The sequence below is a fragment of the Pseudomonas sp. YA1 genome (assembly GCF_058680555.1).
The window spans coordinates 44,571-57,616 of sequence record NZ_JBZWBG010000019.1 but is presented as its reverse complement, the minus strand read 5'-3'; the positions used below and the strand labels follow the sequence as shown (position 1 = coordinate 57,616).

The following is a 13,046-nucleotide window of genomic DNA, read 5'->3' as shown; positions in this document are numbered from 1 at the left end:
ATGAATTTCATCTACCAAGCCGTCGATCGCAAGGGCAGGCGCGTTCGTGGCGAACTCTGCCTCCCCACGCGCCAGGATGCGCTGCGGCAGTTGCAGCGCCAGGGGCTCACCCCGCTCAGCCTGGAGGTGAAACGCCGCAACCTGGGCTCGCGACGTCGGCTCAAGGCCGAGGAATTGAACATGGCCATCCATGAGCTGGCCACCATGCTCGCGGCGGGAGTGAGCATGGCCGACGCGGTGGAGGCTCAGGAGCGAGGTGCGCGCCACCCGAAGTTGATTACCGCCCTGCAGGCGATGGCCAATGGCCTGCGCCAGGGGCAATCCTTTCCCGTGGTGCTGGAGAGCGCCGGCCTCGACTTGCCGCGCTATGTATATCAACTGGTGGCGGCCGGCGAGATGACCGGAAACCTCGCAGGAGCCCTGAGGGACTGTGCCACACAGATGGAATACGAACGGCGAACCCGCGCCGAGTTGCAAGGGGCGCTGATCTACCCTGCGATTCTGGTGCTCAGCGGGGTGCTCGCCGTGGCGACCCTGTTCGTCTTCGTCGTTCCGAAATTCGCCAATCTCCTGAACGAGACCGCCCAGCTTCCGTGGCTTGCCTGGGCAGTGCTGAGCATCGGGGTATGGAGCAACGAGAGTTCCGGCTTGCTGGCGTTCGCCGTCCTGCTGCTTGCTGGCGGCATTGCCGTGGCGCTGCGCAATCCGGCGCTCCGCGCCCATGCGCTCGACCAGTTGGTGCGCCTGCCCGTAGTCGGGGAATGGTTGATGCAGGCGGAAATAGCGCAATGGTCGAAGGTGCTTGGAACCCTGCTGGGAAATCGTGTGCCGCTGGTGGAGGCCCTGGCGCTTTCCGCCGATGGCGTCCGCATTGCCCGGCAGCGCCGGACCCTGGAGCGAGTCACCCAGGATGTGCGGGCCGGCATCGCCTTGTCGGCAGCGTTGGAGGAGCGCCAGGCGGTCACGTCCATCGGTTCGAGCCTGGTGCGGGTTGGAGAGGCCTCCGGGCAGCTCGCGGAGATGCTGCAGAGCCTGGCGACGCTCTATGGAGAGGCCGGGCAGGCGCGAATGAAAAAGGCCCTGGTGCTGATCGAGCCTCTGGCGATCCTGCTGATCGGCTCTGTGTTCGGCCTGATCATTACCGGCGTGGTACTGGCGATTACCAGCGCCAACGACATGGTGCTTTGAATGCCGGGTATCGATGCCGCGGCTGGTTGGATGAGACGTGAAGTGGAAACCGTATGAACAGAGCTGCACAACAGGGCTTCACCCTGCTCGAGATGATTGTGGTGTTGGTGATTATCGGCATGCTGATGGGGCTCGTCGGGCCGCGACTGTTCAGTCAGGCCGACAAGGCGAAGGCGCAGACGGCGGATACCCAGGTGAAGATGCTCAAGGGCGCGTTGCTCACCATGCGCCTGGACATCGGCCGGCTGCCGACCGAAGAAGAAGGCCTGGCGCTACTCAACACGCCGCCTTCCGATGAACGTCTCGGGGCCTTCTGGCACGGGCCCTACCTCGAGGGCGGCGTACCGCTGGACCCCTGGAACCGGCCTTACCTGTACAGCGACAGGCCGAGTGCCGAACAACCCTTCACTCTCTACAGCCAGGGCGCGGATGGGCAGCCCGGTGGGAAAGGCCTGGATGCCGATGTCGGTTACGCGCCCAAACGTTGACCAGGCCGCGTTCACCTTGCTCGAACTGCTGATAGTGCTGGTGTTCGTCGGGGCCATTGCTGCGGTGGCGTTGCCCGGCCTGGTGAGGATGCAGGAGACCTGGGCGCGCAGGACCGCGCTGGACGATCTGTTCAATCAATTGCAGACCCTGGGCTATCGCGTGCGCAGCGACGGGCGGGAGCTGCTCATTGATGAGAGCGGGGCGGTTCCCGAGCAGTTGCTGCGACTGCCCGATGGCTGGACGGTTACTGCTCGGCCGCCGATACGTTACATGGCAAACGGAGTTTGCCTGGGCGGAAAGTTGCAGGTCCATCATGGGCGCGCGACACATACGCTGCTGCTTCAGCCACCCCTCTGCGCGCCCGGGACGATCCGCTGATGCCGGCGCGGCAGGAAGGCTTCACGCTCCTGGAGGCGGTGGTTGCGCTGACGCTCCTGGCAGTGGTCGGCGGTGCGCTTTTCGCCTGGCTCAACAGTGCCTTTCGGAGCATGCAGCGGGTCGAGGCGGCCGAGCTGCGCATTGAGACGGCCCGGGTGGCGATGGCCTATCTGGAGCGCATGAACCCTGCGCTCGAACCCGCAGGCAGGGTCCGGCTGGGGCATTACCGGCTGGAGTGGCGAAGTTCGCCACTGTCCGCATCGAAAGCGGCGGTGGGCCGCCATAGCGGCAGTCCGGGCATCTACGACGTGACCTTGTTCAGGGTCGTCGCCAGCATCCGGGCCGGCGATGGAACGCCGCAGACGCTGCAACTGGAGCTTCCCGGTTACGTGGTCATCCCAGCGCGACTGGGTGATGGACCATGATCCGCTCGCGACGAAAACAGGGTGCATTCACCCTGCTCGAGATGATCGTGGTGCTGCTGGTCGTTTCCTTCATCGGCACGTTGCTCATGCAAGGGTTGAGCTATGCCAGCAAGGCCAACCAGTCCTTGCACCAGAACCTGGGGCGCGGACAGGTCCGGGCGCTGACCTTCGATTGGTTCCGTGATGCGGTGGAGAACCTGGTCGCTCCCGAGGCTGGCGAGGTCCGCTGGCGTTTGCGAGGGGACGAACTCAGTTTCGAGGCCATGTCTGCCGCGGCCCTGGATCGCCGTGCGGGCATCCCGACGCCCTTGGCCTTCCGGCTCGAGCGGCGGGCAGGAGAGGACCGGACCGAGTTGATCTATGTGCGAAGGCTGGAGGACAGTCGCTGGCCCCTCCTGCATCTGCGCGGCGAAGCTCGCTTCCGCTATCTGGACGGTCACGGCCAGTGGCTCCGGGACTGGCCGCCGAGCGCGCAACTGGCCGATACCCTTCCCGAGGCGATGGCACTGACGGCTCCCGAGGAGCGCCTGTTTGTCCTTGTCGCGGTCGCGCTGCCCAGAGCGAGGCCCGCCGAACATGATTTCTGATGGCGCATGCCGACATGCGGCGTCTGCCCGCTCGTCTGGCTTCGTTCTGGTCGGAGTGGTCTGGTTCCTGGCCATCATGACCCTGCTGGCCAGTGCCGCTGTACTCTGGGTCGGGCGCTCGCTGGATGCCACGGAAAACCGGCGCAAGGCGCTGCTTCGTGAGCTGGAGGAGCATGCCTTGCTGGCGCGGGTCCAATGGCTGGTGGCTACCCAGCGCTATACCGTCGCGGGCCTGAGCGTACCGGGAAATGCTGGCGCCGCGCCGAGCAAGATGGACATGGACACTTCGATCCTGCCCATTGGCGGGGAGCTGCCTCTGGATGGCCGGGAGTTCTGCATGGCCAATGGCTGGTGCATTGCGCTGCTCGATCGCTCCGCGCGCCTCAGTCTTTCCGACATCGATCCGCGGGTACTGGCCAGGCTGCTGATGGGGTTGGGGGTTCCCGCCGAGCAGGTGCAGGTCATGGTCGCCCAATGGTTCAGCTATCTCTATCCCGGCGCCGCTCCACGACTGGGTAGCGCCGCGCAAGCCAGCGACAGGTCCTCTCCGGGCCAGGCTCGGCGCCGTCCGTTGCGTTCGGTGATGGAAGTCTTCCGGCTGGAGGCCTGGCGCCCCTGGGAAGCGCATTTGCTCGACGCCGGTTGGTGCGATCTGGTCGCGGCGGACGAGGCGGCGCTGAACATCAACACCGCGGATGCCCGAATCCTGTCTCTTGCCTGGGGACTACCGGAGGACGCTGTCGGCCGACTGCTGCAAGCCCGCTGGCAGCGTCCGTTCACCCGGATGTCGGACCTGCATGACGTCCTCGGGGGTCATGCGAGGCTGGTTCCCGAGGATGGCTGGGCGCGCCTGGCCAGTCCGGTCCTGTCGATTCGGCTCTACCCGCCAGGAGCCGAGCAGGGGACGGAATACGAGGTCCGCTTCAACTCAGAGCACCGCCTGCTGCCACCCTGGCAGCTTCTCTCGAAGAGGTCCGTGAAGATAAATGATCGCTACTCGAATCCTCCGCTGCATCCCGATATCGCCCCCGGGGTTCTTGCCGCCCCGCTTGTGGCAAGGCCGTGGTAAGGATGGCCGGGCGCAGCTTGAGTGGGTACGTAGAGGTACAGGGTTGGCGCGGCGCGCCCCAGCGCAGTGGATCGTGGATCGGGCGTGGTGTGTCTATCGCTGTCTCGATCTCGATCATGTACCGCGCTCTGACCGGTATCAGGCACTGGCGTTGAAGCTTGCCGCCCTGGCGCCTTTTCGCCGCGCAGGCCATTACGTAGCCTGGCGGGGTGGCCATGCTCTGGTCTGGTTCTGGGATGAGGAGGTCCGGGAGGCCGTTGCCGAAGACTGCGTCGACCAACCTCGGCGTTATCGCTGTATCCCCGAATCCCTCCTGCAGGCGCCCCCTCGGTCGGTCGCGGAAGGCGAGACGGTTCGGCTGCTTCGGGTTCGCTCCGGGCTGGATCTCCAGGTCTGGAGAGATGACTGCCTTGTCCTGAGCCATTTCTTTCCCAGCCCACCCCAGCCAGAACAATGGGTTCGGTTGCTCCGGGGGCTGGCGGGAATACGCATCCCGGAGAGCCTGGTTGCCGAGCCTGGGGAATCGCTGGGCCGTCCCTGGGCCGTTCCGGCGGCGGAAGCAACGCTGCTGCGATGGGAGCGTTGGTTGCCGCATGGGCTCATAGCCACCCTGTTGCTGGGATGCGGATTCAATCTGGGGGAAGGTTTGTCCTGGTGGTGGGCCGAGCGTGCGCTGCGAACGCAGTACGACCAACTGAACGGCCAGGTCTCGCCGATCCTCAGCGCACGCAACCAGGCCTTGCAGACCAATCGGATGGCCACGGAGCTGGGGCGCGCTTTGCAGCATCGCTCGCAGGTGGCGCTGCTGGGACAGGTGGCGGAACTGTTGCCGAAGGACAGTCGGTTGCTCGCCTGGCGCTATCGAGGCTCCGAGCTGGACTTGCGGATTGGCACCGACAGTGTCGACCCGCGTCTCTATGTGCGGCGTTTCATGGAGTCTGGGAGTTTCGAAGATGTCAGGGTGGAACCTTCGCAGAGCGAGGGGCTATCGCTGAGCCTGGTCCTGCGTACGCCGGGGGAGGGTGCCTGATGTCGGACTTCCAGCGATCACTGCAGTTCCAGGGGCGGAACCTGCAACGACAATGGCAGGAAAAACCACTCTTGCGCATGGCCATCTGGAGCCTGTGCCTGCTGCTGGTTGTGCATCTGGTCATGCTCAGCATGGATTGGAGGGAGGAACGAGGGGAGGAATATCGTCGTCTGGCCGGGGAATGGCTCAAGCTCCAGGACGTTTCCCGGCAGACCGCCTGGCCGGAGCGGGCGATGCAGGCGGAGCAGGTCCTGAACCTTCAGCGAGAGCGCTTCTGGCAGGCGCCGAATGCGTCGCAGGCGAGGGCCGATGTGCAGGCCTGGCTGACCGAGCAGGTTCGCCTGGCGGGCGTCCCTGACGCGGAAGTGAGCGTACTGCTTCCTCGCGGCTTCGAGAAGCAAGGGACGATCGTGCGTATCGAGGCCCAGGTTCGCGGGCAGTTGGAGCCAGCCTCGTTCAGTCGGTTGTTGCAGGATATAGAAGCGGAGCAGCGGCAAGTAGCGGTGGAGTTTCTGGAACTGAACAATATGTTGTCGCCCATGCTCAATCTACAGTTGTCGTTCCTGTTCGTAGCGGCCTATTGAAGCGGATGCGGATCGGGCAGCACCCGTTTGCCGGAAGAGTTCGGCGGAGGGCGGTGCCCGTCGATGGAGCGAGTTGCCGCCAGGCGGCCGGGAAACCGAATCCGCTCGGGACGCCTGCGATTCGGCTCCCCGGCCCGCCATTGTCGCATTCGCGCAGCGAAGAACGGCCAGTCTGGTCCGGCCTGTAAACAAGTGCAAAATTTTACTTCATGGTCGGCTTGGCACTCCGAGCCGGCTCGTCCATGCTGGAGCACAACTTTCCCATGGATACCATTGCCATGAAGTTCCTGCTGCCCCTGCTGCTGTTATTTCCGCTTTCCACTCTCGCCGACGACAAGGACTACGACCAATGCATACTCGACTACCAACGCACGGCGAAGAGCGGGGTGGCGGTTCACTTCATCACCCAGGCCTGCGACAAGTTGTATAACGACGGCTCCTTCCTGCTGTCGCGGGAAAAGGCTTATTACGAGTGTCTGCTGGAGAACCTGCCGGGGGTGGAGAACAACCTGGCGGCGCAGAAGATCAGGAGCGCTTGCGAATCGAAGTCGCAGAATTGATCTGGCGAGGAGGGGAGCGAAAGTAGCCAGTGAGGTTTCCGACGGCATCGGCAGGATGCCGTCGGGAAAACCGGCTTAGCGTTGCAGCCAGGATTCGACGGTTTCGGAACCGTACTGTTCTTTCCAGGCTTTCAGAACCTTGTGGTTGCCGCCCTTGGTTTCGACGACTTCACCGTTGTTCGGGTTCTTGTAGACCTTCAGGGCGCGGGCACGGCGCTGCGGAGCGGCGCTGACGGTGACCGGAGCCTTGGGGTCGAGGATGGCGATGATGTTGTGCAGGGTCATGCCGTACTTGTCCATCAACGCCTGCAACTTGTCCTTGAATTCCAGTTCCTGCTTCAGGCTGCTGTCGCTTTTCAGCTTTTCCAGCAGGGCCAGTTGCTCCTGAAGTTTGCGCTCTGCCTCGCGGAACTCGGCAAGTTTGGACATTCGTTTCACTCCCGTTCTAAAAATATGGTGCTGGGTTTTGGTGCATTTATAGTGGCTTTACGGACTTTCCGTGTCCGCGGCAAAGGATAAGTCTTTATCTACTGGAAGAACAATATAGTTGCACGGTTTTATTGACTAACGGACTGTGGGGACAGCTTGCCGGATGTTTCCCGGAAGAATATGAAACCTTTATGTCCGTGGGGATAATGCTTCGTACAACCCATGGGAGAGAGACGGCAGAACGGGCCCGTTGTGTGGAAGCCCGTTTTAGAGCGGATGGCGAAGCGCCAGGGGAGAGTCGGGCGAATCAATCGCCCCGATATTCGCAACCGCTGGTGCAAGTTTCGTGGACGCGGACCTTGGAGAGTTCCGGCAACAGCGGCTTGAGTTGTTGCCAGATCCAGCGGCAGAGGTTTTCGCTGGTGGGGTTTTCCAAGCCTGGAATATCGTTCAGATAATTGTGGTCGAGTTGCTCGTAGATCGGCTTGAAGATCGCCTTGATTTCCGCGAAGTCGCGGATCCAGCCGGTATGCGGATCGACCTCGCCTTCGATGTGGATGGCGACACGGAACGAGTGGCCGTGCAGGCGCCCGCATTTGTGGCCTTCGGGGACGTGGGGCAGGCGATGGGCGGATTCGAAGGTGAATTCTTTGAAGAGTTCCACTGTAGTGCGCTCTGGATCGGGGTTATCGGACAACCGGAATGGGGGCGCCATGGTAGCAGGTTTGCGCGCCGGACCCGGTCTGCTCCGACCGGGCGGTCGTTCACCTGAGTTGCAGGCGGCGCGCCAGGCGCGCCAGGTTGGCGCGATCCAGGCCCAGCTCGCGTGCAGCCGAGGCCCAGCTTCCCTGGTGACGGGCCAGGCAGTCCTGGATCAGGTGGCGTTGGTAGGCGTCGGTGGCCGCGCGCAACGAGTGACCGGTCGTTGGCGCGGCGGGCGCGGGCTCGACCACGCTGCGAGGTGGCGCGGGGGTTTCCGCGGGCAGGTCGAGATCCTGCCGATGCAGGGTGACGATCCGCGACCGCTCCGGATTGTGGCCGAGGGCCTTGAGCGAGGCGCGGCCGACCAGGTGCTCGAGTTCGCGCACGTTGCCCGGCCAGCGATAGTCGAGGAGCGCGGCCTGGGCCTCGTGGTCCAGGCGCAGGCTGCGCAGTCCCAGGCGCGGTCGGTTTTCCTCGAGGAAGTAGCCGGCCAGCAGGAGGATATCGCGGCCGCGCTCGCGCAGCGGCGGCACGCGCAAGGGATAGACGCTGAGGCGATGGTAGAGATCGGCGCGGAAGCGCCCGGCGCGCACTTCCTCGGCCAGGTCGCGGTTGGTGGCTGCGATCAGGCGTACGTCGACGCGGTGCTCGCGATCGGAGCCGACCCGCTGCAACTGCCCGCTCTGCAGCACGCGGAGCAGCTTGGCCTGCACCGCCAGCGGCAACTCGCCGACCTCGTCGAGGAACAGGCTGCCGCCGTCGGCCAGTTCGAACTTGCCGCGCCGTTCGTTGACCGCGCCGGAGAAGGCGCCGCGCACATGGCCGAACAATTCGCTTTCCACCAGGGTCTCGGGCAGCGCGGCGCAGTTGAGACTGATCATCGGCTTGCCGCTGCGCATGGAATGCCGGTGGATGGATTGCGCCACCAGTTCCTTGCCGACCCCGGTCTCGCCGGTGATCAGTACGCTCAGGTCGCTGTTGGCGACCAGGCGGATTTCTTCCAGCAGCGCCTTGTGCGCGGCGCTCTGGCCGATCATTTCCCGTGGCCGCTCGCCAGCGGCTTCGAGATAGGCCTCGGCGCGCTGGTGCTCGTCCTCGGCGCGGCGGGTCAGGTCGCGCATCCGCTCGCTGGCCTTGACCGTGGCGGCGGCGAGACTGGCGAAGGCCTCCAGGGTATCCAGGTCGGCGCTGGCGAAGCGCGACGGATCGAGGGTATCCAGGGTCAGCAAGCCCCAGGGCTGGTCGTCGAGGTACAGCGGACAGCCCAGGCAATCATGGATTTCCAGGTGGCCGTGGAGGCCTTCCACCAGACCGTCGTAGGGATCGGGCAGGCCGCAGTCGGCGGGGAAGCGGGTCGGCCCGCGGCGCTCCAGGAGAGCCTCGAGGCGCGGATGTTCGCCGACCCGGAAGCGCCGGCCGAGGGTGTCCGGGCTGAGGCCGTCCACCGCCAGCGGGATCAGGTATTCGCCGTCCAGGCGCAGCAGCGCGGTGGCGTCGCAGGGCAGCAGGTCGCGCAGGGCCTGGAGCAGGCGGCGGTAGCGTTCGTCTTCCGGCAGGTCGCGGGACAGGTCGGCAACCAGCGGGATCAGGGTGGCAAGCAAGGGGTTGGTGGTCATTTCGACCTCTTTGCAGTCCTAATGACTCTGAATGGTTGCAGTCATTATGACCTATGTCGGCCTGCAAGGCCCGTAAATTCTGGTAGTTTGCCTTGGCACGCTTCCTGAAATGCTTCGAGGTGAAACAAAACCTTGCATGCGTCAGGAGTCATCTATGTTGTCCAATGCCCAACGTGCCCTCATCAAAGCCACCGTACCGCTGCTGGAGACCGGCGGTGAAGCGCTGATCACCCATTTCTACCGCACCATGCTCGGCGAGTACCCCGAGGTGCGCCCGCTGTTCAACCAGGCCCACCAGGCCAGCGGCGACCAGCCGCGGGCGCTGGCCAATGGCGTGCTGATGTACGCCAGGCACATCGACCAGTTGCAGGAACTCGGCCCGCTGGTGGCCAAGGTGGTGAACAAGCATGTCTCCCTGCAGGTGCTGCCCGAACACTATCCGATCGTCGGCACTTGCCTGTTGCGGGCGATCCGCGAGGTCCTCGGCGAACAGATCGCCACCGACGAAGTCCTCGAAGCCTGGGGCGCGGCCTACCAGCAACTGGCCGACCTGCTGATCGAGGCCGAGGAGTCGGTGTATGCCGCCAGCGCCCAGGCCGATGGCGGCTGGCGCGGCGTGCGGCGCTTCCGCGTGGCACGCAAGCAGGCGGAGAGCGAGGAAATCACCTCGTTCTACCTGGAGCCGGTGGACGGCCAGCCGCTGCTGGCGTTCCAGCCGGGACAGTACATCGGCCTGCGGCTGGACATCGATGGCGAGGAAGTGCGCCGCAACTATTCGCTTTCCGCTGCCAGCAACGGCCGCGAATACCGCATCAGCGTCAAGCGCGAGGCGGGTGGACGGGTCTCCAATCACCTGCATGACCGGATCGCCGAGGGCGACGAGCTGGAACTGTTCCCGCCGGCTGGCGATTTCGTCCTGCGTGACAGCGACAAGCCGCTGGTGCTGATCACTGCCGGCGTCGGCATCACCCCGGCCCTGGCCATGTTGCAGGAAGCGCTGCCGCAGGCGCGGCCGATCCGCTTCATCCATTGCGCCCGGCATGGCGGCGTGCATGCCTTCCGCGACTGGATCGAAGACGTGTCGGCGCAGCACGAGCAGGTCGAGCACTTCTTCTGCTACAGCGAACCGCGCGCCGGCGACAGTCCCGACGCCGAGGGAGTGCTGAGCCGCGAGAAACTGGCCGACTGGTTGCCGCAGGAGCGCGACCTGGACGCCTACTTCCTCGGACCCCGGCCTTTCATGGCGCAGGTCAAGCGCCACCTGGCCGACCTCGGCGTACCCTCGCAGCAATGCCACTACGAGTTCTTCGGTCCGGCCGCCGCGCTGGACGCCTGAAGCGACGGGCCGGCGCGAGGTGCGTCGGCCCTTTTTCGGAAAAAGGAGATCGAGATGAACGCTCTGTTCGATTGTCCACGGCGGGTGCTGCGGATCGGTCACGGGCTGCTGGCGGCCGGCCTGGCGCTGCTCGTCGCCGGCGTGATCGCCGCCTATTTCCTCGACCGCTACCTGAACATGCCGGCGCTGGTGTTTTCCCATGCGCTGGTGATCCTCGGCCCGACCCTGTTGAAGATTGGCTACGTGATGCGCCTGAGCGCGCTGTTCCGCATGCGTCGACCCGGTTGGGAGGTCTGCTGTGCAAGTGCTTGATCGTTCCAGGCTGATGGCCATACCGCCGATCTGGCGCCTGGGCTTCCGCCCGTTCTTCCTCGGCGGCGCGCTGTTCGCGGTGCTCGCCATCGCGCTCTGGCTGGCGGCGCTGGCCGGGCTCTGGAGCGGCTGGCAACCGGTCGGAGGCTGGCTGGCCTGGCATCGTCACGAAATGCTCTTCGGTTTCGGTGTGGCGATCATCGCCGGCTTCCTGTTGACCGCCGTGCAGACCTGGACCGGCGTACCCGGCCTGCAGGGCAAACCCCTGGCCCTGCTCGCCGGGCTCTGGCTGGCGGCGCGCCTGGCCTGGCTATTCGATGCGCCGCTGGCGCTGCTGCTGGTGCTGCAACTGAGCTTCCTGCCGCTATTGGCCTGGGCTATCGGTCGCAGCCTGTGGCGGGTGCGGCAGAAGCGCAATTACCCGGTGGTGGGCCTGTTGCTGCTGTTGACCCTGGCCGACGCCCTGGTCCTGCTCGGCCTGTTCGAGGGCAACGACGACTGGCAACGGCGTGCCTCCATCGCCGCGCTATGGCTGATCGCCGGAATGATGAACCTGATCGGCGGGCGGGTGATCCCGTTCTTCACCCAGCGCGGTCTCGGCCGTCAGCAGCAGGTGCCGGCGATCGCCTGGCTGGACAATGGCATCCTGCTGGGCTGCGTGCTGGTGGCGCTGCTCACCGCCGCGGGCGTCATGGCGCAGCCGACGCCCTGGCTTGCAGGACTGTTCGCCGCCCTCGGCGGTGCGCAACTGTGGCGCCTGTGGCGTTGGCGCGATCGCGGCATCTGGCAGGTGCCGTTGCTCTGGTCACTGCACCTGGCGTATTTCTGGATCGCCGTGGCGCCGCTCGGCATGGCGCTCTGGAGCCTGGGCCTGGCGCTGGCGCCGAGCCAGGCGCTGCACGCGCTGGCGGTGGGCGGCATGGGCGGGTTGATCCTGGCGATGCTGGCACGGGTCACTCTCGGCCATACCGGTCGCGCGCTGCAACCGCCGGCAGCGATGCCCTGGGCTTTCGCCCTGCTCAATCTCGGCTGCGCGGCGCGGGTGTTCCTGCCCAGCCTGTTGCCGGCGAACTGGGCGCTGCCCCTGGCAGGCGGACTGTGGGCTTTGGCGTTCCTGCTATTCGCCTGGTGCTACGCGCCGATGCTGTGTCGTCCGCGGGTCGACGGCCATCCCGGTTGATCAGGGGGCTTGCCGCAGACGCCGCAGCTCCTGGTTCAGCCAGTCGGCGGAGTTGCGCGTCTGCCCGGCGCAGCGCACCTGGTAGGGCTTGCCGCTGAGGCTGCTCTGGGTCGCGGCGCGCTCGATGAAGTCCTCGCTGCTGGCGACCAGATCCTTGCGCTCCAGGTAGTCGAGCTTCTTCTGCAGGTGGGCGCGGGCTTCCGCGGCCGGGTATTCGCTGCCGTTGCGGATGAAGGTGCAGCCGCTGTCTTCAACAAAGCTCAGCAAGCGGCCGATCTCCTGGCTCGCCTGCGGGGAGGGCGTGGCCAGCGCCGGCAGGCTCGAGGCCAGCAGCCAACAGGCGGCGCAGGTAGTCCGCCAGGTAATCGTGAAAGCGCGCATCGTTCCAGTACTCCATGTGGCTCAACGGGGTGTGCCGCTTGTACCAGGGACCGACCGGCAGGGCGAGGTCCTCGTGGACGACCGCGGCGTAGTTCTGCAACGGCCGCAGCGGATAGCCGAGCGGATCGGCCGGCGCGTAGACGTTCAGCCAGCGTGCCTGCTGGCGGATCGCCGGGGTCAGGCAGTGGCCGGGAAAGCGGATCGGACAGACCTTCTCGTAGGCGAAGGTGAACAGCGGGATGTTGCAACCGAAGGTGACCAGCCCGGCCAGGGTTTCCAGGCCGAGGAAGGGGTCGATCGAGCAACTCGGCGTGCGGTTGAGTTTCTGCTGGTCCCAGATGAAGTTGGATACGATGTGCCCGCCCAGGGAGTGGGCGAGGATCACCAGCGGCGTCTGCGGCCCGACCTTCGCGCGCAGGGCCATGATCCCGCTGCGCACGTGCTGGTGGACCTGCTGGTAGGTGGTGTCGTAGGCGGCGCTGACCTTGCGGTAGCCGCTGGCGTCGCCGAGGAACAGCGTCACCGCCCGGCGCAGCCAGCGCCAGCCCAGCGGCTCGCGCTCGATGCGCTTGAGGTAGTCCAGTTCGCGGGCGTCCAGCACGCTGGCCCAGTACAGGCTCTGGAAGGCCACCTCGCCGGCTTCCGCGCCGAGACGTCGGCGCAGCGCCGCTACCAGTTCGCGGGCGTAGCTGTGCAGACCGTCCTCGTCGCGGCTATCGGGCTGGTCGCCGATGCCGTGGATCAGCGCTACGGCCAGTTTCATGCAGGATCCTTCTCGTC

17 protein-coding genes are annotated in these 13,046 nt (G+C 65.4%); 12 read left to right on the top strand and 5 right to left on the bottom strand.

Annotated elements, in window-relative coordinates; translation table 11 throughout:
* From AC4OR5_RS24385 to AC4OR5_RS24345, 9 genes are all read left to right on the top strand, one after another.
* Positions 1-1,188, top strand: coding sequence for a type II secretion system F family protein (locus AC4OR5_RS24385; protein WP_058155733.1), 1,188 nt, complete (start codon positions 1-3; stop codon positions 1,186-1,188).
* A gap of 53 nt (positions 1,189-1,241) precedes the next feature.
* Complete coding sequence (gspG, locus tag AC4OR5_RS24380) at positions 1,242-1,676, top strand: type II secretion system major pseudopilin GspG (protein ID WP_003090519.1); 435 nt, start codon at positions 1,242-1,244, stop codon at positions 1,674-1,676.
* Positions 1,645-2,055 carry a type II secretion system protein gene (locus AC4OR5_RS24375; protein ID WP_023981094.1) on the top strand — a complete coding sequence of 137 codons (411 nt, stop codon included), beginning with the start codon at positions 1,645-1,647 and terminating at the stop codon, positions 2,053-2,055. Before gspG ends, AC4OR5_RS24375 begins: the two co-directional genes overlap by 32 nt.
* Complete coding sequence (locus tag AC4OR5_RS24370; RefSeq protein WP_003110087.1) at positions 2,055-2,480, top strand: PulJ/GspJ family protein; 426 nt, start codon at positions 2,055-2,057, stop codon at positions 2,478-2,480. The genes AC4OR5_RS24375 and AC4OR5_RS24370 overlap by 1 nt, the downstream gene beginning before the upstream one ends.
* The gene (locus tag AC4OR5_RS24365) at positions 2,477-3,067 is read left to right on the top strand and encodes a PulJ/GspJ family protein (protein WP_004350096.1); all 591 of its coding nucleotides are present in this window, start codon (positions 2,477-2,479) and stop codon (positions 3,065-3,067) included. Before AC4OR5_RS24370 ends, AC4OR5_RS24365 begins: the two co-directional genes overlap by 4 nt.
* Positions 3,057-4,136 carry a type II secretion system protein GspK gene (locus AC4OR5_RS24360; protein WP_058160141.1) on the top strand — a complete coding sequence of 360 codons (1,080 nt, stop codon included), beginning with the start codon at positions 3,057-3,059 and terminating at the stop codon, positions 4,134-4,136. The genes AC4OR5_RS24365 and AC4OR5_RS24360 overlap by 11 nt, the downstream gene beginning before the upstream one ends.
* Before the next feature lie 646 nt (positions 4,137-4,782).
* Positions 4,783-5,166 (top strand): hypothetical protein, encoded by a 384-nt coding sequence (locus tag AC4OR5_RS24355; protein WP_128623048.1) that lies wholly within the window; start codon positions 4,783-4,785, stop codon positions 5,164-5,166.
* Positions 5,166-5,750, top strand: coding sequence for a GspMb/PilO family protein (locus AC4OR5_RS24350; protein WP_058160139.1), 585 nt, complete (start codon positions 5,166-5,168; stop codon positions 5,748-5,750). Before AC4OR5_RS24355 ends, AC4OR5_RS24350 begins: the two co-directional genes overlap by 1 nt.
* Positions 5,751-6,013: 263 nt before the next feature.
* Entirely contained in the window at positions 6,014-6,310 is a 297-nt protein-coding gene (locus AC4OR5_RS24345; protein ID WP_009877656.1) for a VF_A0006 family four-cysteine protein, read from the top strand.
* Between the two features lie 75 nt (positions 6,311-6,385).
* Here the strand turns inward: AC4OR5_RS24345 and mvaU are convergent, their stop codons facing one another.
* The 3 genes from mvaU to norR form a co-directional block, all read right to left on the bottom strand.
* A complete protein-coding gene (gene mvaU / locus AC4OR5_RS24340; protein WP_003090506.1) occupies positions 6,386-6,739 on the bottom strand; it encodes a histone-like nucleoid-structuring protein MvaU in 354 nt (117 codons plus the stop codon).
* Positions 6,740-7,046: 307 nt separating this feature from the next.
* Complete coding sequence (queD, locus tag AC4OR5_RS24335; protein ID WP_003090505.1) at positions 7,047-7,403, bottom strand: 6-carboxytetrahydropterin synthase QueD; 357 nt, start codon at positions 7,401-7,403, stop codon at positions 7,047-7,049.
* Positions 7,404-7,503: 100 nt separating this feature from the next.
* Entirely contained in the window at positions 7,504-9,057 is a 1,554-nt protein-coding gene (gene norR / locus AC4OR5_RS24330) for a nitric oxide reductase transcriptional regulator NorR (RefSeq protein ID WP_003090504.1), read from the bottom strand.
* A 154-nt stretch (positions 9,058-9,211) separates the two neighbouring features.
* On the opposite strand from norR, the gene hmpA reads away from it, so the two are divergent.
* Genes hmpA through AC4OR5_RS24315 form a run of 3 tightly spaced genes read left to right on the top strand, consistent with a single transcriptional unit; the run spans position 9,212 to position 11,885 of the window.
* Positions 9,212-10,393, top strand: coding sequence for an NO-inducible flavohemoprotein (gene hmpA, locus AC4OR5_RS24325; RefSeq protein ID WP_058160138.1), 1,182 nt, complete (start codon positions 9,212-9,214; stop codon positions 10,391-10,393).
* 54 nt (positions 10,394-10,447) lie between these two features.
* Complete coding sequence (gene ppyR, locus AC4OR5_RS24320) at positions 10,448-10,705, top strand: psl/pyoverdine operon transcriptional regulator PpyR (RefSeq protein WP_003090502.1); 258 nt, start codon at positions 10,448-10,450, stop codon at positions 10,703-10,705.
* Positions 10,692-11,885: an NnrS family protein gene (locus AC4OR5_RS24315; protein WP_058160137.1), complete on the top strand. Its 1,194-nt coding sequence runs from the start codon at positions 10,692-10,694 to the stop codon at positions 11,883-11,885. The genes ppyR and AC4OR5_RS24315 overlap by 14 nt, the downstream gene beginning before the upstream one ends.
* On the opposite strand, the gene AC4OR5_RS24310 is transcribed toward AC4OR5_RS24315, so the two are convergent.
* Together AC4OR5_RS24310 and AC4OR5_RS24305 are read right to left on the bottom strand one after the other, a co-directional pair.
* On the bottom strand, positions 11,886-12,152 hold the full coding sequence (locus AC4OR5_RS24310; protein ID WP_003090500.1) for a YfeK family protein: 267 nt from the start codon (positions 12,150-12,152) through the stop codon (positions 11,886-11,888).
* The gene (locus tag AC4OR5_RS24305; RefSeq protein WP_003110080.1) at positions 12,136-13,029 is read right to left on the bottom strand and encodes a hypothetical protein; all 894 of its coding nucleotides are present in this window, start codon (positions 13,027-13,029) and stop codon (positions 12,136-12,138) included. The genes AC4OR5_RS24310 and AC4OR5_RS24305 overlap by 17 nt, the downstream gene beginning before the upstream one ends.
* Positions 13,030-13,046: the final 17 nt, after the last annotated feature.